The organism is Pseudoxanthomonas koreensis, assembly GCF_041890415.1.
Lineage (GTDB): Bacteria > Pseudomonadota > Gammaproteobacteria > Xanthomonadales > Xanthomonadaceae > Pseudoxanthomonas > Pseudoxanthomonas koreensis_A.
Map to the genome: position 1 here is coordinate 2,619,256 of NZ_CP169056.1, position 20,256 is coordinate 2,639,511.

Genomic DNA, 20,256 nt, shown 5'->3' on the forward strand with positions numbered 1-20,256 from the left:
TCCCGAACGACGCCACGGCCCTGCCCCACGGCAAGGCGCCGGTCGCGTTCACGTTATTGTGCGGCGCGCCACCACCCCGGCCGCAAGAGGTGTCCCGATGGTCCGTTCGCCCGCGTTCACATCGCGCGAAGGGCGGCGGGTCCGGCTCAGTCCAGCCCGTCCGGCGGCACGCTGACCCGGTCCGGGTCCACCGCCAGGCGCCCGGCCATCAGCACTGCCTGGGTGCGGTTGCCGACCCCCAGCTTGCGCAGCACCGCGGTGACGTGGGCCTTGATGGTGGCCTCGGACACGCCCAGGTCCGCGGCGATCTGCTTGTTGAGCCGGCCCTCGCCCAGCAGCTGCAGTACCCGGAACTGCTGCGGGGTCAGGTCGCGCAGGCGCTGGGCGACATCGTGTTCGGCGTGGCCCACCGCCGGTGCCGTGGCCGCCGCGGCCGGTGCCCAGCGCTCGCCGGCCAGGACCTGGCTCAGCGCCTGGGCGATGGTCGCCGCGTCGGCCGACTTGGGGATGAAGCCCAGTGCGCCGTGGTCCAGCGCGCGCCGCATCACCTCCGGCTCCTCGCGCGCGGACACCACCACCACCGGCAACTGCGGGTGCTGCGCGCGCAGGTGCACCAGCGCGCTGAAGCCGTGCGCGCCGGGCATGTTGAGGTCCATCAGCAGCAGGTCGGCATCGGCATTGGCGTCCACCAGTGCGTACAGCGCCTCGACACTGCCGGCTTCATGCAACGCGATGCCCGGCAGGATCCGCTGGACCGCGCCGCGCAGGGCCTCGCGGAACAGCGGATGGTCGTCGGCGATGAGGATGCTGGACATGCGCGCGTGGTCGGCCTCACTTCACCTTGCGCTCGTTGACCAGCGACTCGACCACGCCCGGGTCGGCCAGGGTGGTGGTGTCGCCGAGCTGGTCGGGCGCGTTCTCGGCGATCTTGCGCAGGATCCGGCGCATGATCTTGCCCGAGCGGGTCTTGGGCAGGCCAGGCGCCCACTGCAGGTGGTCGGGCGTGGCGATCGGGCCGATCTCCTTGCGCACCCAGGCCACCAGTTCCTTGAGCAGGTCGTCGCTGGGCGACTCGCCGGCCTTGAGGGTGACGTAGGCGTAGATGCCCTGGCCCTTGATCTCGTGCGGGAAGCCGACCACGGCCGCCTCGGCCACCTTCGGGTGCAGGACCAGTGCACTTTCGACCTCGGCGGTGCCGATGCGGTGGCCGGAGACGTTGATCACGTCATCGACCCGGCCGGTGATCCAGTAATAGCCGTCCGCATCGCGGCGGCAGCCATCGCCGCTGAAGTAGGTGCCGGGGTAGGTGCGGAAATACGTGTCGATGAAACGCTGGTGGTCGCCGTGCACGGTGCGCGTCTGCCCCGGCCAGGAATCGAGCATCACCAGGTTGCCTTCGGCCACGCCCTCCAGGATGTCGCCCTCGGCGCTGACCAGGGCCGGCTGCACGCCGAAGAATGGCACGGTGGCCGATCCGGGCTTGAGGTCCACGGCCCCGGGCAGCGGCGAGATCAGGATCCCGCCGGTCTCGGTCTGCCACCAGGTGTCCACCACCGGGCAGCGGCCGTCACCGACGACGTCGTAGTACCAGCGCCAGGCCTCCGGGTTGATCGGCTCGCCGACGCTGCCAAGCAGGCGCAGCGAGGTGCGCGCGGCCTTCCTCACCGGGTCGTTGCCTTCGCGCATCAGCGCGCGGATCGCGGTGGGCGCGGTGTAGAAGATGGTGACCTGGTGCTTGTCGATCACTTCCCAGAAGCGCGACATGCTGGGATAGCTGGGCACGCCCTCGAACACCACCGAGGTGGCGCCGTTGGCCAGCGGGCCGTAGACGATGTAGCTGTGGCCGGTGACCCAGCCCACGTCGGCGGTGCACCAGTAGATGTCGTCCTCGCGCAGGTCGAACACCGCCTCGTGGGTGTAGGCGGCGAACAGCAGGTAGCCGGCGGTGGTGTGCAGCACGCCCTTGGGCTTGCCGGTGGAACCGGAGGTGTAGAGGATGAACAGCGGGTCTTCGGCGTTCATCCGTTCCGGCTCGCACTCGGCCAGCTGGCCATCGACCACGTCGTCGAACCAGCGGTCGCGCGGGGCCTGCATGTCCACCGCACCGCCGGTGTGGCGCACCACCAGTACCGTTTCCACGGAGTTGGTGCCCGGCATCTTCAGCGCGGCATCGACATTGGCCTTGAGCGGGATCTTCTTCGAGCCGCGCAGGCCCTCGTCGGCGGTGATCACCAGCTTGCTCGCGCAGTCGGCCACCCGGTCGGCGATCGAGTTGGGGGCAAAGCCGCCGAACACCACCGTATGCACCGCGCCGATCCGGGCGCAGGCCAGCATCGCCACCACCGCATCGGGAATCATCGGCAGGTAGATGGTGACCCGGTCGCCCTTGCCCACGCCCAGGTTGCGCATCGCGTTGCCGAGCCTGCACACGCGCTCGTACAGCTGCCGGTAGCTGATCTTCTGCGCGGGCGTGTCCGGGCTGTCGGGCTCGAACAGGATCGCGGTCTTGTCGCCGCGGGTGGCGAGCTGGCGGTCAAGGCAGTTGACGCTGGCATTGATCTCGCCATCGGCGAACCAGCGGATCCGGAAATCGTCCAGGTCGAAGCTGACATCCTTGATGACGGTCGGCTTGCGGAACCAGTCCAGGCGCTCGGCGGCCTTGCGCCAGAACCCCTCCGGGTCCTCCACCGACTCGCGGTACAGGCGCTGGTAATCGTCCTTGCCGATGCGCGCGTGCGCGGCAAATTCGGGCTTGACGGGGTACAGGTCGGACATGGCGTCTTCCTTCTTGCTGGATGCCGGGCGGTCCACCGCGCATGCGCGGGCGGACGGAATCCCGAGTTTGCCGCATCTGCCATGACGCATTGCAACAGGATGGCTACGACCTTGGTCGCAGCCGAGCCTGCGCAGCGGGCTGCAAGTGCGCGCAACGCCTGCCGTGGCGCGGCGCCCGGCCACCGCGCCACGGCAGCTTCGACCAATGGCCAATAGGCACCGGAGCGGGACGGTGCGCAACCTGCGCGGTCACCGCGGCGGCCGGGCGTGGTCCGGCCGCGCCCGGGCAGCCGCTGCACACCCGTTTGATGGCCAGCACGACAAGGGAACCCGATGAGCTCGACCACCAGCAACGACGTACCGGCGGCCAAGCTGTCCGGCGGCCACAAGCGGGTCATCTTCGCCTCCAGCCTGGGCACGGTATTCGAGTGGTACGACTTCTACCTGTACGGATCGCTGGCGGCGATCATCGCCCGCCAGTTCTTCAGCGGCGTCAACGAAACCACCGGCTTCATCTTCGCCCTGCTGGCGTTCGCCGCCGGCTTTGCGGTGCGCCCGTTCGGCGCGGCGTTCTTCGGCAGCCTGGGCGACCGCATCGGGCGCAAGTACACCTTCCTGGTGACGATCGTGCTCATGGGCCTGTCGACCTTCGTCGTCGGCCTGCTGCCTTCCTACGCCAGCATCGGCATGGCCGCACCGGTGATCCTGATCGGGCTGCGCCTGGCCCAGGGCCTTGCCCTGGGTGGCGAGTACGGCGGCGCGGCCACCTACGTGGCCGAGCATGCACCGCACGGCAAGCGTGGCCTGTACACCAGTTTCATCCAGACCACGGCCACGCTGGGCCTGTTCCTGTCGTTGCTGGTGATCCTGGGTTGCAGGCTGTGGCTGGGCACCGAGGCGTTCGAAGCCTGGGGCTGGCGCATTCCATTCCTGGTGTCGATCGTGCTGCTGGGCGTGTCGGTGTGGATCCGCCTGCAGTTGAGCGAGTCGCCGCTGTTCCAGCAGATGAAGGCCGAGGGCAAGGGTTCGAAGAAGCCGTTCCGCGACTCGATGAAGGGCGGCAACCTGAAACTGATGCTGCTGGTGCTGCTGGGCGCCACCGCCGGCCAGGCCGTGGTCTGGTACGGCGGCCAGTTCTATTCGCTGTTCTTCCTGACCCAGTCGCTCAAGGTCGACGGCACCACCGCCAACCTGCTCATCGCCGGCGCGCTGGTGCTGGCCACGCCGTTCTTCGTGTTCTTCGGCTGGCTGTCGGACAAGATCGGGCGCAAGCGGATCATCCTGGCCGGCTGCCTGCTGGCGGCGCTGACCTATTTTCCGATCTTCAAGGGCCTGACCCACTTCGCCAACCCGGCCGTGGAAGAGGCGCGCAGGAATGCGCCGGCCCATGTGATCGCCGACCCGGCCACCTGCAGCTTCCAGTTCGATCCGGCCGGCGTGCGCAACTTCACCAGCTCCTGCGACATCGCCACCGCCGCGCTGACCAAGTCCGGCGTGCCGTACACGGTGCAACGCGCGCCGGCCGGCTCGCTGGCGCGGGTGGAGGTGGGCGGCATCACCGTCGATTCCTACGAGGCGGCCGGACTGCCCAAGGATGAGGCGCGCGCCCGCGCCGCCGAGCTGGGCACCACCCTGAAGGCGGCGCTGACCGCGGCCGGACACCCGGAAAAGGCCGACCCGGCGCGGATCAACAAGCCGATGACGCTGCTGCTGCTGTGGCTGCTGGTGATCTACGTGACCATGGTCTACGGCCCGATTGCCGCCTACCTGGTGGAGCTGTTCCCGACCCGCATCCGCTACACCTCCATGTCGCTGCCGTACCACATCGGCAACGGCTGGTTCGGCGGCTTCCTGCCCGCAATCTCGTTCGCCCTGGTCGCAGGCACCGGCAACATGTACTACGGGCTGTGGTACCCCATCAGCGTGGCCTTGATGACCGTGGTGGTCGGCCTGCTGTTCCTGCGCGAAACCAAGGACTCGGACATCACCACGTAGCGCGGGGCGAAAGCGGCGAAGGCATCGGCTGCGGAGCGCGCCGCGGCCGTGCGGGTGTGGCGCAGCGTCACCCTGAGCTGGCATCCGGCCGAATGGGGCGAGGATTCGCCGTGGATGCGGACATTCCGCAACGCGCGGATGTGGGTGGGCTGATGACGCGCGCGGACCAGGAAGCCAGAGCCGAAGCCGTGTGTTTGGCCTTCTCCGGAAGGAGCCGCGGACGTGCGGGTGTGGTGTGTCGGTGTCCTGCCCCTTTTTGTAGGAGCCGGCCTTGCCGGCGACCGCGGCACGGGTCGGGTCATTGCTGGACGCCGCACGGCATCGCGTCACGTGACGCACGCATGCGTGTCACGCACCCCGCGGTCGCCGGCAAGGCCGGCTCCTACACGAACGAGGCAGCGCACACATCGGTGATGGGATGCGCGATTTGCGGAAGCCGTTGCCACCGCAAACGAAGGCATTCCATCGATGCACCGATGGACGTCGTCCGGCCGGGGGGATGGGGCAAGTGGCACAGGGATGTGCCACGGCCCCGAGTGCGCACATGGATGTGCGCCCGAGGGGTGCACCATCTCCCCGGCCGGGCGGCGGCCCCGTCCGGAGCCTCACGCATCAAGCGCACTTGCTCATGCGCCCGAGGAGTGCACCATCTCCCCGGTCGGGCGACGGCCCCGTCCGGGGCCACGGATCTTCCGCCATTGACCTGGCGTCGTCGAACCACACCGTGTCACGGTCATCGGCCACCGCATGCAGGAACCGGCCTTGCCGGCGACCAGGCACGGGCCGGGTCCGGGTCATTGCTGGACGCCGCACGGCATCACGTCACGTGACGCACGCATGCGCGTCACGCACCCCGCGGTCGCCGGCAAGGCCGGCTCCTACACAGGGGCTTCGTCCGCGACGCGGGGGCCGGGTGGCCAGCGGGCCTCGCGCAGCGCCAGCCCCAGCAGGATGCCGGTCAGGCCCGCGTAGAGGCTGGCACTGGTCTGGTGGGCGAACATCGACTGGGTCAGCCCGCACAGCACGTACACCGCCACCACCATCGCACCGGCCGCCGCCGCCCCGCGCAACGGATCGGCCACCGCTGCGCGCCGCAGCCACAGGAACAGCCACAGCGGGACGCCATACAGCAACGCCAGGGCCACGATGCCCGGCACGCCCATGGTCGCGCCCCACTCGGCCAGGTCGTTGTGCGCGTGGCCCAGGTGGCAGCGATCGGCCGCCGCGTCCTGCCGGCATTCGGGCAAGGCCTGCTCCATGGCCTGGTCGAAATGGCCGAAGCCCACCCCGGTCCACGGACGCGCCACGAACACCTGCGCGGCCACCTGCAACCGCTCCAGGCGCGCGCCGGCCGATGAGTTGTGGTCGCCCCGGTCGATCCGGACGATGTCCTGCTGCAGCTCGGACAGGCGCATGCGTTCGGTCAACCCGGGCACCGTACCGACCAGCGCGACCACCACCGCCGCCGCCGCACCCAGCAGCAGGATCCGGCTGCGCCGGCTCTTCCAGCCGCTGCCCAGCACCAGCACCACCAGCAGCAGCCCCAACCCGGGCCAGGCACCACGGGTACCGCTGAGCAGGATCGCCACGGTGCCGCAGGCCAGGCCGACAGTGGCCCAGCGCCAGCGTTGCGGCGGCCGGCAGAACATCGCCAGCACCATCAGCGCCAGCACCGCGTCGGCGAAGACGATGGCGTTGCCCCAGCCCGAGGCCCTCTCGGCACCGGCGATCACCTGGTAGCTGGCCAGCAGCGCAGCGGCGATCAGCCCGAACAGGGCACCACGCCACAGTTGGGTGCGCGAAGGCGCCAGCGCGTAGGCCCATGCCATCGTCCATGGCAGCCCGAGCAGGCGGTCCAGGTTGTCGGCCTTGCCCGGGGTCACCCCGGCCACCCAGCCGGAAGCCAGGGCCACACCCAGGACCAGCACCGCCACCAGCGCCATCAGCAGCAGCGGACGGGCGATCACATCGGCGGCAGCCCGCAGCTGCCCTGGCACCAGCAGGGTGGACGCAAGCAACAGCGCGGCGAAGGGCACCAGGCCCTTGGGCAGGGTCAGGGCCAGCGCCGGCAGGCACCAGAGCGCGGCCGAGGCCCACGCCCGGGCCAGGCGCAACCGCCTGGTCCCCGCGTCATCGCTTCCCGTCACACCCACTCCAGCCACCCATCCTTTATCGGACGGGGGATGTTCCGTCCTGCTGCCCCAACTCTGCCTGAGCCGGCGCCGCCGGGCCGGCTGCAGGTCCATCGCGCGGTGCGTCCCACGCCGGCGCCTACGGGCACTTGCGCACGCGCGCGTAGAAGAAGCCATCCATGCCGTCCTCGCCGGCCAGGCGCTGGCGCCCGGGGCCGGCCAAATGGCCAAAGGTGTCCGGCAGCGGCTCGGCAATCGCACCGGGTGCGCGCGCCAGGAACGCAGTCACCTGATCGGCGTTTTCGCACGGCAGGATCGAACAGGTCGCGTACAGCAAGGTGCCGCCAGGACGCAGCAGCGGCCATACCGCATCCAGCAGCCGCGCCTGGGCCTGGACCAGGGCGTCGATGTCGGCCGGGCGCCGGTGCAGCAGGATGTCCGGCTGGCGCCGGACCACGCCGGTGGCCGAGCACGGGGCATCCAGCAGCACCGCATCGAAGCTGAAGCCGTCCCACCACTGTGCAGGCAGGGTTGCATCGGCCGCGCGCACCTGCACCCGGCCGCTGGCTGCGTCCTCCAGCAGGCCGCAGCGGCGCAGGGTCTCCTCGATCCGCGGCAGCCGGCGCGGGTCCAGCTCCAGTGCCAGCAGTTCCAGTGCCGGGTCGCGTTCGAGCAGGTGGGCAGCCTTGCCGCCGGGCGCGGCGCAGGCATCGAGTACCCGTGCCCCGGGCTCGGCACCCAGGGCATCGACAGCCTGCTGGGCCGACCCGTCCTGGACCGAGACCAGGCCCTGGTCGAACCCCGGCAGCGTGGCCACCGGCACCGGCGTGTCCAGCCGCAGCGCGTCATCCAGGCGCGGATCGATGGCGCTGGCCACGCCGGCCTCGTCCAGCATCAGGCGATACGCATCGCGGGCGATCCTGCGCCGGTTGACCCGCAGCCACATCGGCGCCGGCTGCGCGCTGGCGGCAAACATCGCCGCCGCCTGCGCCGGCCAGGCCGCCTCCACCCGGGACCGCAACCATTGCGGCCAGGCACCGGCCGGATCGGTGGGCGGGAAGCCATCGCGCTGGGCCCGGCGCAGCAGCGCGTTGACCAGCCCGGCCTGGTGGGGCCGGCCCAGCGCACGCGCCGCCTCCACCGTTGCATCCAGCGCCGCGTGCGCGGGAAGCCGCAGCGCGTCGAGCTGGGCGCTGCCGGCCAGCAGCAGCGCCAGCAGCGGGCCGTCGCTGGCGCCGGGTGGCTTCTGCAGCCAGCCGCGCAGCGCCGGCTCGTAGCGGTAGCGCCCGCGCAGCGCGGCAAACACGATCGCCTCCAGCAGCGCGCGGTCGCGCGGGTCGGGCAGGCGCGGCAGCACCGGCGCCAGTTCCGACTTGAGCGAGCGGCCGCGGTGGACCACCGCATCCAGCACCTGGGCGGCGTCCACGCGCACCTGCACGCCTGGCGCCAGTGGCCGGGCCGGGCGCGCGGCGCGCGGCGCGCGCGCGGGTGGACGCGGGGCCTGCATCACTCGGCCCGGGGCAGGTCGCGACGGGCGTTGAGCCAATCGGCCGCGGTAATGGCGCGACCGCCTTCGCGCTGGACCACGCGCAGGCGCAGCGCGCCCTGGCCGCAGGCGATGTCGATGCCCTCGCGACCGGCCGCCAGCAGCGTGCCGGGGACGGCCGCATGCGCCAGTGGCAGGGCCACGGCGGCATGGATGCGCAGGCGCTCGCCGGCCACCTGGGCCTCGGCCACCGGCCACGGGTTGAACGCGCGCACGGTCCGCGCCAGTTCCTCGGCCGGGCGGCTCCAGTCCAGCCGCGCCTCGGCCTTGTCCAGCTTGCGCGCGTAGGTGACGCCCTGCTCCGGCTGCGGCTGCGGCACCGGGCGGATGCCGGCCCGCAGCAGGCCCAGGCCATCGCCAAGCACCTGCGCACCCAGCTCGGCCAGGCGGTCGTGCAACTGCCCGCCGGTCTCGTCATCGGCAATCGTGGTGCGCTGCTCCAGCAGCACCGGGCCGGTGTCCAGCCCGGCCTCCATCTGCATCAGGCATACCCCGGTCTGCGTGTCGCCGGCCTGGATCGCCCGCTGGATCGGCGCGGCGCCGCGCCAGCGCGGCAACAGCGAGGCGTGCACGTTCCAGCAGCCGAACCGGGGGATGTCCAGCACCGCCTGCGGCAGGATCAGGCCGTAGGCCACCACCACCAGCAGGTCCGGGGCCAGTTCACGCAGCGCCTGGCGGGCGTGGGCGTCGCGCAGGGTGGGCGGCTGGTGCACCGCAATCCCCATGGCCAGCGCCTCGCGCTTCACCGGCGACGCCGCCAGGCCACGGCCGCGCCCGGCCGGGCGGTCGGGCTGGGTGTAGACGGCCACCACCTGGCCGCGCGCGCCGGCCGCGCGCAGCGAAGGCACGGCGAACTCCGGGGTGCCGGCGAACACGATCCTCATCAGGTCAACGACTCCAGCCGGTCCGCGTGGCGGACCACGCTAACGGCACGCACCGGCGCAACCGGCCGATGGGGTGGGAACGGGGGAAACGGACCCGGCGCGGCGACCTGCGCCGCCCGGCTCATGCCGCGTGCTTGCGCTGCTTGGCCAGCTTCTTGCGCACCATCTCGCGCTTGAGCGGCGACAGGTAGTCGACGAACAGCTTGCCTTCCAGGTGATCGATCTCGTGCTGGATGCACACCGCCAGCAGGCCGTCGGTGGACAGCTCCTGCTCGCGGCCCTGGCGGTCCAGGAAGCGCACGCTGATGGCCCCGGCCCGGGTCACGTCGGCAAAGATCCCGGGCACCGACAGGCAGCCTTCCTGGTAGACCTGCTCGCCGTCGCGTGCGGTGATCTGCGGGTTGATGAACACCAGCGGCGCGTCCTTGCCCTCGCTCACGTCGATCACCATGAAGCGCAGGTGCTGGTCGACCTGGGTGGCCGCCAGGCCGATGCCCGGCGCGGCGTACATGGTTTCGAACATGTCGTCGAGCAGGCGCTGGAAATCCGGCGTGGGCACCTGCGCAGGGTCGACCGGCGCAGCCTTGGTGCGCAGGCGTGGATCGGGGAATTCGAGAATGGGCAACAAGGCCATGACGCAGCTCCTGGGGGGGCCGGGCTAACCCGCCGGCCGTCGCAATTCTACCGTGGATGCTTGCGCAATCTCCCGGATTCTGGACTATAGTCGCGAACCTGTTGGGGAATCAGGCGGAACGCAACCATGCTTAAGCGCCTTCGTACGGTCTTGGCCGTCACCATGCTGACTGTCGCCAGTTATGCGGTGGCAATTGAATCCAGTGGCAGCCACCCGGACACCTATGTCGTCCGCAAGGGCGACACCCTCTGGGATATCGCAGCCCGCTTCCTGGACAAGCCCTGGCTCTGGCCGGAAATCTGGCAGGCCAACCCGCAGGTCGCCAACCCGCACCTCATCTATCCCGGTGACGTGCTCAGCCTGGCCTACCTGGACCGGGTCGGGGTGCAGGCCGGTCCGCGCCAGGAGGCCCCGATCGGCGCGATCCCGCTGTCCGAGATCGAGCCGTTCCTGAAGAACCTGCGGGTGACCGACGACTTCGGCCACCTGCCGTACGTGGTCGGGTTCGAGGACAACCGCCTGCGCGGCAGCGCCGGCCAGGCCGCCTACGTGAAGGGCCTGGACGGCACCCAGGCCGGCCAGCGCTACGCGGTGGTACGGCCGACGGTGCGCTACGCGCTGCCGCGGACCTTCCGCGACCTCAAGCCCGATGGCCGGATCACCCCCGGCGACGGCAACCTGTGGAAGCAGTACGTGCCGCCGAGCGACCGCAACGTGTTCCTCGGCCACGAGCTGGCCCAGGTCAACGTCGGCACGGTCACCCGGGTGGCCGGCGGCCAGGCCACCGTGGCCACCCTGCAGCTGGAGGACAGCGGCCATGAGGTGCGTGCCGGCGATCGCCTGATCCCGGTGGAGGCGCAGCCCTACGACCTGCAGTTCTTCCCGCATGCCCCGGCCAACCTGCCGGCCGGCGTGCGCGTGCTGGCGGTGGCCGATTCCTTCAGCACCGCGGGGCCGCGCGACGTGATCGCCCTGTCGGCCGGCAGCCTGGACGGCATGGACAACGGCACGGTGGTCTCGCTGTGGCGCGAAGGCAGCCACATCAACAACCCCCTGCGGCGGGTCGAGACCTCGCGCCAGAACGACCGCTTCCGCGGCGGTGGCGAGGTCCTGCCGGACGAGTACGCCGCCCACGCCATGGTGTTCCGCACCTTCGACAAGGTCAGCTATGCGCTGGTGATGGACGGCATCAAGCCGGTCCGGGTCGGGTACGAGGCACTGCATCCGGACGCGCGCTGAGCAGCTGCGGAACATTCCTACAGTTGCATGCGACGGCGCCCGAGGGCGCCGTCGCTGTTTCCGGGCCAGGATCGGCGCATGCCCGCCCTGTCCGCCGCCACCCAGTCCGACCCCCTGCCACTGCTGCGGCTGCTGCTGGCAGGCGGCCCGTCCGCCAGCCGCCGCGCGCGCCTGGAGCGGCCTGACGCCGCCAGTACCCACACCGACCCGCTGCTGGACGCACGCCTGGAGCGCGTGCCCACGCACGAGCTGGACCGCTGCCTGGCCTGGCTGGCGCAGCCACGCCACCACCTGATCGGCTGGAACGATCCGCGCTATCCGCCGCTGCTGCGCCAGCTCCCGCAACCGCCTCCGGGGCTGTTCGTCGCGGGCGACCCGGACCACCTGTGGCGGCCGGCATTGGCCGTGGTCGGCTCCCGCGGCGCCAGTGCCGGTGGCCGCGACAATGCCCGCCATTTCACCCGCCGTTTCTGCCGCGCAGGGCTGGCGGTGGTCAGTGGCCTGGCGGCCGGCATCGACGCGGCCGCCCATGCAGCCGCCCTGGAATGCGATGGCAGTACCGTGGCCGTGCTCGGCACCGGCCCGGACCGCGCCTATCCCGCCGCCCACGCCGGCCTGCTGGAACAGGTGGCCGAGCGCGGCGCGGTGGTCAGCGAGCATGCCCCCGGCACCCCGCCACGCTCGAGCCACTTCCCGGGGCGCAACCGGATCATCGCCGGCCTGTCGCTGGGCACCGTGGTGGTCGAGGCAGCGCTGCGCTCAGGTGCGCTGATCACCGCGCGGCTGGCGGCCGAGGCCGGGCGCGAGGTGTTCGCCCTGCCCGGCTCCATCCATCACCCGCTGGCGCGCGGCTGCCACCGCCTGATCCGCGACGGTGCGCAACTGGTGGAAAGCCCCGAGGAGGTGCTGGCGGGGGTCGCCACCCTGGCCGGGCGGCTGGCGGCCGAGCTGGCCGGCCCGCACAGGGCCGGGCCGTCCGACCCTGCCCCCGCCACCGCGCCGGCCGATGCCGGCGCCCACAGGCTGTGGCGCGCCCTGGGCCATGATCCGGTGCCGATGGACCTGCTGGCCGAACGCACCGGATTGACGACCGCTACCCTGTCATCCATGCTGCTGGCCATGGAACTGGACGGGCGCATCGTGGTCGAACACGGCCGCTACGCACGCCGGCCCACCGGCGGCGGCACAGCCACCTGACGGCGCACCAGCACGCGCCGAGCCCGTGGTTCCCCACCCCACGGCGCCCCTTTTCGGGGCGCAGGCCGAGGGCAATGAAAGAAAGCATCCTGGATGTCCTGCTTTACCTGTTTGAACACTACATCGCCGATGACGCGGACACCCTGCACGACCGCGACCCCCTGCAGGAAGGCCTGATCGAGGCCGGCTTCACCCCCAGCGAGATTGCCAAGGCCTTCGACTGGCTCGATGGCCTGGCCGCGCAGCGCCCGGCATCCGGCCATGCCAGCGTCAACGGGCCCGTGCGCGTGTTCCACGGGCCGGAACTGGACAAGATCGACGTCGAAGCCCGGGGTTTCCTGCTGTTCCTGGAACAGCACGGCGTGCTGGATGCGCACCGGCGCGAGCTGGTGCTGGACCGGGCCATGGCCCTGGACCAGGACGAACTGGACCTGGACGACCTCAAGTGGGTGGTGCTGATGGTGCTGTTCACCCAGCCGGGCGCCGAGGCTGCCTACGCCTGGATGGAGACCCAGATGTTCGGCGACGAGCCCGAGCCGGTGCACTGAACCACCCGATCAGGACCCGCCGCACCACCCCCGCAAAGCCGGCCCCGTGCCGGCTTTCACGTACCCGGGCGTTGGGGTAACGTGGCAGCCGAGTCTGGGGAAACCGAATGCACTCCTGGTACTACGCCGCTGCCGGTGGGCAGCAGCATGGCCCGCTGTCGGCCGACGAACTGGCCGCGCTGGCACGCTCTGCGGCGATCGGCCCGCAGACCCTGGTCTGGCGCGAAGGACTGGACCAGTGGACCGCCCTTGCCCAGGTGGCGGCCGAACTGGGCCTGCCGGCAATGGCTGCGCCGCCGCCGGTGGCGTTCGCGCCTGGCCCCTACGCGGCCCCGTACAGCCATGCGGGCAGCGGCCCGGCACCGATAAGCCAGCCCATACCGACCCACCTGGTCTGGGCGATCCTCAGCACATTGCTGTGCTGCTGGCCGCTGGGCGTGGTGTCCATCGTCTATGCGTGCCGGGTGGATCGCCACCGCGCCGAGGGCGACCTGGACGGGGCGCTGGAGGCATCGCGCAAGGCCGGCCTGTGGGCGCTGTGGTCGGCGCTGTCGGTGGCGATCATCTTCGGGCTATTCGTCCTGTTCGCGCTGCTGGGAGAGCTGTTGAAATGACGAACTGGTACTACGCCACTGCCAACGGCCAGCAGCACGGCCCGCTGCCAGCCGAACAGCTGCGCGTGCTGGTCGCGGCCGGCACGATCAGCCCGCAGACCCTGGTCTGGCGGGAAGGCCAGCAGCAGTGGCAGCCACTGCACCAGGTCCAGGCCGAACTCGGGCTGCACGACCTGCCGCCGCCCCTCCCGTCCGCCGCCTACGTGCCGCCGCGTACCGGCATGTCCGGCTGCATGATCGCGGTGCTGCTGGGCGTGGGCGTGATGGTGGTGATCGCAGTGCTGGGCATCCTGGCCGCCATCGCCTTGCCGGCCTACCAGGATTACACCGTGCGCAGCCATGTCAGCCTGGCCCTGGTCCAGGTCCAGGCCCAGCGGCTGGCGGTATCGGAGTTCGTGGCCGAGCACGGGCGTTGCCCGGAAAACGGCGACCCGGGCTTCGACCAGGCCGACGACTACGCCGCCGGGGAGCTGGCCTCGCTGGTGTTCGGCCGTTTCCAGGAAAGCGGGTACTGCGGGCTGGAAGCCACCATCGCCGCACCCGGCAAGCCCTCCGTCGACGGCAAGGTCATCTGGCTGGAAATGGATCCGGAAACCGGCACGTGGACCTGTTCCTCGAACGCGGCCGACAAGCACCTGCCCGCCTCCTGCCGCGGCTGAGCCGCGCCCTCTGCAGACCCCAAGGAAACGATCGCCATGACCGACTGGTACTACGCCGACCGCCAACGCCAGCAGCAAGGCCCGGTGGACGCACAAACCTTGGCCGGGCTGTACCGGGCCGGGCAGATCGATGCCGACGCCCTGGTCTGGCGCGATGGCCTGGGCAACTGGCAGTCACTGACCAGCCTGGGCGATGAGCTGGGCCTGGAACCCCCGCCGACCCTGGATTTCCGCACGCCCCCGGCCGCGCCCGTCGTCGCCACCGAGGCTGCGGCCGCCGCACCGGAAGCGGCAGGCACTGCCGCGGACATGGAATATTCGGCACCCGCCGCGCCGGAGGAGGCCTACAGCCCGTACACGGCGCCCGGCGCCGCGCTGCCTGCCCATGCCGACGTGGTCCAGGGCGGGGAAATCGTCCTGGCCGGCTTCTGGAAGCGGGTGGCCGCCAACCTCATCGACAGCCTCGTCGTGGGCGTGGCCGGCGGCGTCATCGGCATGGTGCTGGGCATGGTGGCGGTCCCGCTGGCGGCGGCGGCGGGCGACAGCAGCGCGGTCATGATGATCGGGGTGCAGGTGGTGATCCAGGTCATCTCCATCGTCATCACCGCGGCCTATTACGCCTGGTTCCACGCCTCGCACTCCAAGGCCACCCTGGGCAAGATGGCCATCGGCATCAAGGTCGTGCGAACCGACGGCAGCCGGATCACCCTGGCCCGCGGCTTCGGCCGCTACTTCGCGATGATACTCAGCGCGCTGATCCTGGGCATCGGCTTCCTGATGGCCGCCTTCACCGAGCGCAAGCAGGCCCTGCACGACATGCTCTGCGACACCCTGGTGGTGGACAAGTGGGCATTCACCGACCGCCCGGACTGGCAGCGGCGCGAACTGGGCGGCGTGACCATCGCCGTACTGGCCATCTACGCCGTGCTCCTGGTGCTGATGGCTGCGGCGGTGGTGGCCCTGATCTTCATGCTGGCCTCGATCGGGTCCGCATGGTGAGTGCCGGCCGCCGGGCTTGACAGCCCCTCCCGGGGCGTGATTCACCTATATATAAGGTAAAGTTGCCGCGCGCCCGGGGGCTCTCCTCCGGGCGTCGGCATCTCTGGCGGCCCGCGCGCGGCTGCCCGTTCCGGTCCCGGATGGACCGCAGTCCCCTTTGGTCCCCGCACCGCCATGCCCAAGCACCTGCTCATCGTCGAATCGCCAGCCAAGGCCAAGACGATCAACAAATACCTCGGCAAGGACTTCACCGTCCTGGCCTCCTACGGGCATGTGCGCGACCTGGTCCCCAAGGAAGGCGCAGTGGACCCCGCGCACGGCTTCGCCATGCGCTACGACCTGATCGAGAAGAACGAAAAGCACGTGGAGGCCATCGCCAAGGCCGCGCGCAGTGCCGACGACATCTGGCTGGCCACCGACCCGGACCGCGAGGGCGAGGCCATCAGCTGGCACATCGCCGAGATCCTCAAGGCCCGCGGGCTGCTTGAGGGCAAGCCGCTGCACCGGGTGGTGTTCACCGAGATCACCCCGCGCGCGATCAAGGAGGCCATGTCCCAGCCGCGCGCCATCGCCGGCGAGCTGGTGGACGCGCAGCAGGCGCGCCGGGCGCTGGACTACCTGGTCGGCTTCAACCTCTCCCCGGTGCTGTGGCGCAAGATCCAGCCGGGCCTGTCGGCCGGGCGGGTGCAGTCGCCTGCGCTGCGCATGATCGTCGAGCGCGAGGAGGAGATCGAGGCGTTCAGGGCGCGCGAGTACTGGAGCATCGGCGCCGCGCTGGCGCATGCCACCCAGGCGTTCGCCGCCAAGCTGATCAAGCTGGACGGGCAGAAGTTCGAGCAGTTCACGATCACCGACGGGCAGACCGCCGAAGCGGCGCGCCTGCGCATCCAGCAGGCCGCGGCCGGCGCACTGCACGTCACCGACGTGGCCAGCAAGGAGCGCAAGCGCCGCCCTGCCCCGCCGTTCACCACCTCGACCCTGCAGCAGGAGGCCTCGCGCAAGCTCGGCTTCACCACCCGCAAGACCATGCAGGTGGCGCAGAAGCTGTACGAAGGCGTGGCCCTGGGCGATGAAGGCACGGTCGGCCTGATCAGCTACATGCGTACCGACTCGGTCAGCCTGTCGCAGGAGGCGGTGGCCGAGATCCGTGACGTGATCGCGCGCGATTACGGCACCGCCTCGGTGCCGGACAAGCCCAACGTGTACCAGACCAAGTCCAAGAACGCGCAGGAAGCGCACGAGGCGGTGCGCCCGACCTCGGCCCTGCGCACGCCGGCCTCGGTCGCCCGCTTCCTCACCGACGACGAGCGCAAGCTCTACGAGCTGGTGTGGAAGCGCGCGGTGGCCAGCCAGATGGTGCCGGCCACGCTCAACACCGTCTCGGTGGACCTGGCCGCCGGCAGCGAGCACGTGTTCCGCGCCAGCGGCACCACCGTGGTGTTTGCCGGCTTCCTGGCCGTGTACGAGGAAGGCAAGGACGTGAAGTCCTCCGAGGACGAGGACGAGGGCCGCAAGCTGCCGGCGCTCAAGCCGGGCGAGCGGGTGCCGCTGGACCGCATCCACGCCGACCAGCATTTCACCCAGCCGCCGCCGCGCTTCACCGAAGCGGCCCTGGTCAAGGCGCTGGAGGAATACGGCATCGGCCGCCCGTCCACCTACGCCTCGATCATCCAGACCCTGCTGTTCCGCAAGTACACCGAGATGGAAGGGCGCGCGTTCCGCCCCACCGACGTGGGCCGCGCGGTCAGCAAGTTCCTGTCCGGCCACTTCACCCGCTACGTGGACTACGACTTCACCGCCAACCTGGAGGACGAGCTGGACGCGGTCTCCCGCGGCGAGGAGCAGTGGGTGCCGTTGATGGAGAGGTTCTGGGCGCCGTTCAAGGAACTGGTCGAACTCAAGAAGCAGTCGCTGGACCGGATCGACGCCGGCAGCGCGCGCACGCTGGGCACGGACCCGGTGTCGGGCAAGGAAGTCAGCGCACGCATCGGCCGCTTCGGGCCGATGGTCCAGATCGGCACCGTGGACGACGAGGAGAAGCCGAAGTTCGCCTCGCTGCAGCCGGGCCAGAGCATCTACTCCATCTCGCTGGAGGACGCGCTGAAGCTGTTCGACATGCCGCGCATGCTCGGTGAACACGGCGGCCAGCAGGTCAGCGTGGGGATCGGCCGCTTCGGCCCGTTCGCCAAGCGCGGCAGCACCTACGCCTCGCTGACCAAGGAGGACGATCCGTACAAGATCGACCTGGCGCGCGCGGTGTTCCTGATCGAGGAAAAGGAAGAGATCGCGCGCAACCGGATCATCAAGCAATTCCCGGACAGCGACATCCAGGTGCTCAACGGGCGCTTCGGCCCGTACATCAGCGATGGCAAGCTCAACGGCAAGATCCCCAAGGACCGCGAACCGGCCTCGCTGACCCTGGAAGAGGTCCAGACGTTGCTGGCCGAGACCGGCAAGCCGGCGCGGCGCGGCTTCGGCGCCAAGAAGGCAGCGGCCAAGAAGGCGGCCACAAAGAGCACGGCCGCCAAGGCGCCGGCCAAGAAGGCGGTGAAGAAGGCGGCGAAGAAGGCCACCGGCAAGACCGCCGCGAAGAAGGCACCGGCCACCAAGGCGGCCAAGAAGACCGTGGTGAAGAAAGCCGTGGTGAAGAAGGCTGCGGGCGCGACCGGCAGCGCCGGGGACGACGCGCCGCCGTTCTGAGCACGCACCGGCGCGCCTGCGGTGCCATGCCGGCCCATTGGGACTACCATGGGCCATGCCTGCCGCACTCACACCCGCCGCCGCCGCCGCGCTGCTCCGGGATGGCGGCGTGCTCGCCTATCCGACCGAAGCGGTCTGGGGCCTGGGCTGCGATCCGGAAAACGAGGCCGCCGTGCAGCGGCTGCTGGCGCTCAAGCAGCGTGCGGTGGACAAGGGCCTGATCCTGGTCGCCGCCGATTTCGACAGCCTGCGTCCTTGGCTGGACCTGCCCGCCCTGCCCGCCCAACGCCTGGCCGCAGTACAGGCCCACTGGCCCGGCGCCCATACCTGGGTGATGCCCGCGTCGGCACGCGCACCACGCTGGATCACCGGCGCCCACGATGGCATTGCCGTGCGCGTCAGCGCCCATCCCGACGTGGCGGCCCTGTGCCGGGCCTTTGCCGGCGCGCTGGTGTCCACCAGCGCCAACCGCAGCGGCCTGCCGCCAGCGCGCACGCGCGCGGAACTGGATCCGTTCCTGATGGCCGCGGTCGATGGCCTGCTGGCCGGCGAGACCGGCGGGCTGGACCAGCCCACCCCGATCCGCATGGCGCTGGATGGACGCGTGCTGCGCACCTGAGCCGGCGTCCATGCAGCCAACGCCCTGCACACGCAGGGGACGCTAGGATGGCGGCGTGGCCTGAGGACTGCATCGTGACCGAAGCCCCGTTCCCTTCCGCCGGCGCCCGCGCCGCAACCGGACCCTGCATCACCCGGCATACGCCGGTTGCGGCATCCGGCGACACGTTCGGCCAGCCAACGCGCGCCCACGGCGCAGGTCCGGCCGCGCACCGGCTTGCGGCAGTGCTGCTGCCGCTGCTGCTGTACGCACCGGCGGCGCCGGCCGCGGAACCGGCCGCGGTCACCATCTACCGCTGCACCGACAGCCGTGGCCAGCTCGCCGCATTGCGCGATTCACCCTGCCTGGCCGGCGAGCGCCAGGAAGTCCTGCAGATGCAGCGCCCGCAGGATCCGCCGCTGCGGCCCGCGCCACCGCCTGCCGCAGCGGCAACGCCACCGGCCCCGGTGCGCGAGGTGCGCGTGGTCACGGTGCAACCACCGCAACCGATGTACGCATGCACCACGCCGGAGGGCGAGCGCTACACCAGCGAGGATGGCGAAGGACACCCGCGCTGGGTTCCGTTCTGGACCCTGGGCCATGGCTATCCCGGAAGCCGCCCGCACTGGCCGCGTCCATCCGGCCCACGCCCGCCGGACGCCGGGCCTGGTCCCGGCATGAGTCCCGGCGGCCCGCGCCCGGGCATGCTTCCCACGCGCCCGGGCCACGTGGTGGTTCCCGCCGGCGGCACCTGGGTGCGCGACACCTGCGTGCGACTGTCGCAGCAGGAAGTGTGCACGCAGCTGTCCGACCGCCGCTATGAAATCCTGCGCCTCTATCATGCAGCCATGCCCAGCCAGCGCCAGGCGCTGGACCGCGAGCAGCGCCAGATCGACGCACGCATGGGCAATGACTGCCCCGGTTATTGAACATGATGATGACCCGCCTGTTGCTCCTCCCCTGCGTGCTGCTGGCCGGCCTCCTGGCCGGCGTCGCCACCGATGCACCGGCGCAGCCGGTCACCATCTACCGCTGCACCGATGCGACCGGGCAACTCACCGTGCAGAACCAGCCATGTCCTGCCGGCTCCAGCCAGCAGGCGCAGGCGATCCAGGGCGTGCCCAGCGCGCCGATGCCGGCGCCGCGCGCCGCCGCTCCGTTCCCTTCGGCGCCGGAACCACCTGCCCCCGCGGCGCCCGCCATGCCCGAGCCTGCGACCGCGCCGCGCATCCTCGACAGCGCGGCCGTAGCGCAGCCGGCACCGGCCGCGTCCGCGGACGCCCGGTTGCCGCCACCGCCGCTGTTCACCTGCCACACCTACGACGGCGACAGCTACCTGGCCGAAGACACCGAGCAACCACCGCGTTGCGTGGCGCTGAACACCGTCGGCCTGGACGGCAACCCGGGCACGAGTGCAGGCCAGGCCTGCGAGGTCGTGCACGACCGCTGCGTGCGTGTCGCCGACGGCGCTGCCTGCGAAGCGTGGCGCCGCTACGCGCGCCAGGCCGAATCACGCTGGCGCTTCGCCCACCCGGACAACATCCAGCGCCGCAACGACGAGTACCAGCGGCTGCTCCGGATCGTGGCCGAGACCGGCTGCAGCCACTGACCCGGCGCGCGACGGTTCATTCGCGGTCGATTGGCCGCTATCCTGCATCCGACCCGCGCATCGATGGACAACCGCCGCGCCGCGGGGACGGCGCGCGGAACCGTCGGCCGCACTGCGGCCGGCCACT

General features: G+C 70.9%; 17 protein-coding genes and 1 pseudogene. 12 read left to right on the plus strand and 6 right to left on the minus strand.

The genetic code is table 11. The annotated features are described in order from the left end of the window. Window positions 1–146: 146 nt before the first annotated feature. A complete protein-coding gene (locus ACEJ41_RS11950; RefSeq protein ID WP_374012490.1) occupies window positions 147–815 on the minus strand; it encodes a response regulator in 669 nt (222 codons plus the stop codon). Window positions 816–831: 16 nt separating this feature from the next. Further along, entirely contained in the window at window positions 832–2,775 is a 1,944-nt protein-coding gene (acs, locus tag ACEJ41_RS11955) for an acetate--CoA ligase (RefSeq protein ID WP_374012491.1), read from the minus strand. 333 nt (window positions 2,776–3,108) lie between these two features. Between acs and ACEJ41_RS11960 the strand changes: the two genes are divergently transcribed. Then, the gene (locus ACEJ41_RS11960; RefSeq protein ID WP_374012492.1) at window positions 3,109–4,770 is read left to right on the plus strand and encodes an MFS transporter; all 1,662 of its coding nucleotides are present in this window, start codon (window positions 3,109–3,111) and stop codon (window positions 4,768–4,770) included. An 878-nt stretch (window positions 4,771–5,648) separates the two neighbouring features. Here ACEJ41_RS11960 and ACEJ41_RS11965 read toward each other — a convergent pair. The 4 genes from ACEJ41_RS11965 to def form a co-directional block, all read right to left on the minus strand. Further along, window positions 5,649–6,917 carry an O-antigen ligase family protein gene (locus ACEJ41_RS11965; RefSeq protein ID WP_374012493.1) on the minus strand — a complete coding sequence of 423 codons (1,269 nt, stop codon included), beginning with the start codon at window positions 6,915–6,917 and terminating at the stop codon, window positions 5,649–5,651. 124 nt (window positions 6,918–7,041) lie between these two features. After that, window positions 7,042–8,409 (minus strand): 16S rRNA (cytosine(967)-C(5))-methyltransferase RsmB, encoded by a 1,368-nt coding sequence (gene rsmB / locus ACEJ41_RS11970; RefSeq protein ID WP_374012494.1) that lies wholly within the window; start codon window positions 8,407–8,409, stop codon window positions 7,042–7,044. Further along, window positions 8,409–9,332, minus strand: a complete 924-nt coding sequence (fmt, locus tag ACEJ41_RS11975; RefSeq protein ID WP_374012495.1) for a methionyl-tRNA formyltransferase — start codon at window positions 9,330–9,332, stop codon at window positions 8,409–8,411. The genes rsmB and fmt overlap by 1 nt, the downstream gene beginning before the upstream one ends. Before the next feature lie 121 nt (window positions 9,333–9,453). Continuing rightward, window positions 9,454–9,966 (minus strand): peptide deformylase, encoded by a 513-nt coding sequence (gene def / locus ACEJ41_RS11980; RefSeq protein WP_374012496.1) that lies wholly within the window; start codon window positions 9,964–9,966, stop codon window positions 9,454–9,456. Window positions 9,967–10,092: 126 nt separating this feature from the next. On the opposite strand from def, the gene ACEJ41_RS11985 reads away from it, so the two are divergent. From ACEJ41_RS11985 to ACEJ41_RS12035, 11 genes and pseudogenes are all read left to right on the plus strand, one after another. Beyond that, on the plus strand, window positions 10,093–11,205 hold the full coding sequence (locus ACEJ41_RS11985; protein WP_374012497.1) for a LysM peptidoglycan-binding domain-containing protein: 1,113 nt from the start codon (window positions 10,093–10,095) through the stop codon (window positions 11,203–11,205). A gap of 78 nt (window positions 11,206–11,283) precedes the next feature. Beyond that, a complete protein-coding gene (dprA, locus tag ACEJ41_RS11990; protein WP_374012498.1) occupies window positions 11,284–12,402 on the plus strand; it encodes a DNA-processing protein DprA in 1,119 nt (372 codons plus the stop codon). A gap of 74 nt (window positions 12,403–12,476) precedes the next feature. Next, the gene (locus tag ACEJ41_RS11995; RefSeq protein WP_374012499.1) at window positions 12,477–12,950 is read left to right on the plus strand and encodes a DUF494 family protein; all 474 of its coding nucleotides are present in this window, start codon (window positions 12,477–12,479) and stop codon (window positions 12,948–12,950) included. A gap of 107 nt (window positions 12,951–13,057) precedes the next feature. Then, window positions 13,058–13,153 (plus strand): annotated as a pseudogene (locus ACEJ41_RS12000) (GYF domain-containing protein); the annotation flags it as partial. Window positions 13,154–13,315: 162 nt separating this feature from the next. Further along, a complete protein-coding gene (locus ACEJ41_RS12005) occupies window positions 13,316–13,564 on the plus strand; it encodes a CD225/dispanin family protein (RefSeq protein ID WP_374014138.1) in 249 nt (82 codons plus the stop codon). After that, the gene (locus tag ACEJ41_RS12010; protein ID WP_374012500.1) at window positions 13,561–14,223 is read left to right on the plus strand and encodes a GYF domain-containing protein; all 663 of its coding nucleotides are present in this window, start codon (window positions 13,561–13,563) and stop codon (window positions 14,221–14,223) included. The genes ACEJ41_RS12005 and ACEJ41_RS12010 overlap by 4 nt, the downstream gene beginning before the upstream one ends. A 36-nt stretch (window positions 14,224–14,259) precedes the next feature. Further along, complete coding sequence (locus ACEJ41_RS12015; RefSeq protein ID WP_374012501.1) at window positions 14,260–15,222, plus strand: RDD family protein; 963 nt, start codon at window positions 14,260–14,262, stop codon at window positions 15,220–15,222. A gap of 174 nt (window positions 15,223–15,396) precedes the next feature. Beyond that, entirely contained in the window at window positions 15,397–17,922 is a 2,526-nt protein-coding gene (locus ACEJ41_RS12020; protein ID WP_374012502.1) for a DNA topoisomerase I, read from the plus strand. A gap of 55 nt (window positions 17,923–17,977) precedes the next feature. Next, on the plus strand, window positions 17,978–18,541 hold the full coding sequence (locus tag ACEJ41_RS12025) for a Sua5/YciO/YrdC/YwlC family protein (RefSeq protein WP_374012503.1): 564 nt from the start codon (window positions 17,978–17,980) through the stop codon (window positions 18,539–18,541). 74 nt (window positions 18,542–18,615) lie between these two features. Further along, on the plus strand, window positions 18,616–19,449 hold the full coding sequence (locus ACEJ41_RS12030; protein WP_374012504.1) for a hypothetical protein: 834 nt from the start codon (window positions 18,616–18,618) through the stop codon (window positions 19,447–19,449). 2 nt (window positions 19,450–19,451) lie between these two features. Beyond that, a complete protein-coding gene (locus tag ACEJ41_RS12035) occupies window positions 19,452–20,129 on the plus strand; it encodes a DUF4124 domain-containing protein (protein WP_374012505.1) in 678 nt (225 codons plus the stop codon). Window positions 20,130–20,256 lie beyond the last annotated feature (127 nt).

Bases quoted from the DNA above. Each gene is read 5' to 3' on its own strand.
- ACEJ41_RS11950 (WP_374012490.1), bottom strand. From the start codon at position 815: ATGTCCAGCATCCTCATCGCCGACGACCATCCGCTGTTCCGCGAGGCC.
- acs (WP_374012491.1), bottom strand. From the start codon at position 2,775: ATGTCCGACCTGTACCCCGTCAAGCCCGAATTTGCCGCGCACGCGCGC.
- ACEJ41_RS11960 (WP_374012492.1), top strand. From the start codon at position 3,109: ATGAGCTCGACCACCAGCAACGACGTACCGGCGGCCAAGCTGTCCGGC.
- rsmB (WP_374012494.1), bottom strand. From the start codon at position 8,409: ATGCAGGCCCCGCGTCCACCCGCGCGCGCGCCGCGCGCCGCGCGCCCG.
- fmt (WP_374012495.1), bottom strand. From the start codon at position 9,332: ATGAGGATCGTGTTCGCCGGCACCCCGGAGTTCGCCGTGCCTTCGCTG.
- def (WP_374012496.1), bottom strand. From the start codon at position 9,966: ATGGCCTTGTTGCCCATTCTCGAATTCCCCGATCCACGCCTGCGCACC.
- ACEJ41_RS11985 (WP_374012497.1), top strand. From the start codon at position 10,093: ATGCTTAAGCGCCTTCGTACGGTCTTGGCCGTCACCATGCTGACTGTC.
- dprA (WP_374012498.1), top strand. From the start codon at position 11,284: ATGCCCGCCCTGTCCGCCGCCACCCAGTCCGACCCCCTGCCACTGCTG.
- ACEJ41_RS11995 (WP_374012499.1), top strand. From the start codon at position 12,477: ATGAAAGAAAGCATCCTGGATGTCCTGCTTTACCTGTTTGAACACTAC.
- ACEJ41_RS12010 (WP_374012500.1), top strand. From the start codon at position 13,561: ATGACGAACTGGTACTACGCCACTGCCAACGGCCAGCAGCACGGCCCG.
- ACEJ41_RS12015 (WP_374012501.1), top strand. From the start codon at position 14,260: ATGACCGACTGGTACTACGCCGACCGCCAACGCCAGCAGCAAGGCCCG.
- ACEJ41_RS12020 (WP_374012502.1), top strand. From the start codon at position 15,397: ATGCCCAAGCACCTGCTCATCGTCGAATCGCCAGCCAAGGCCAAGACG.
- ACEJ41_RS12025 (WP_374012503.1), top strand. From the start codon at position 17,978: ATGCCTGCCGCACTCACACCCGCCGCCGCCGCCGCGCTGCTCCGGGAT.
- ACEJ41_RS12035 (WP_374012505.1), top strand. From the start codon at position 19,452: ATGATGATGACCCGCCTGTTGCTCCTCCCCTGCGTGCTGCTGGCCGGC.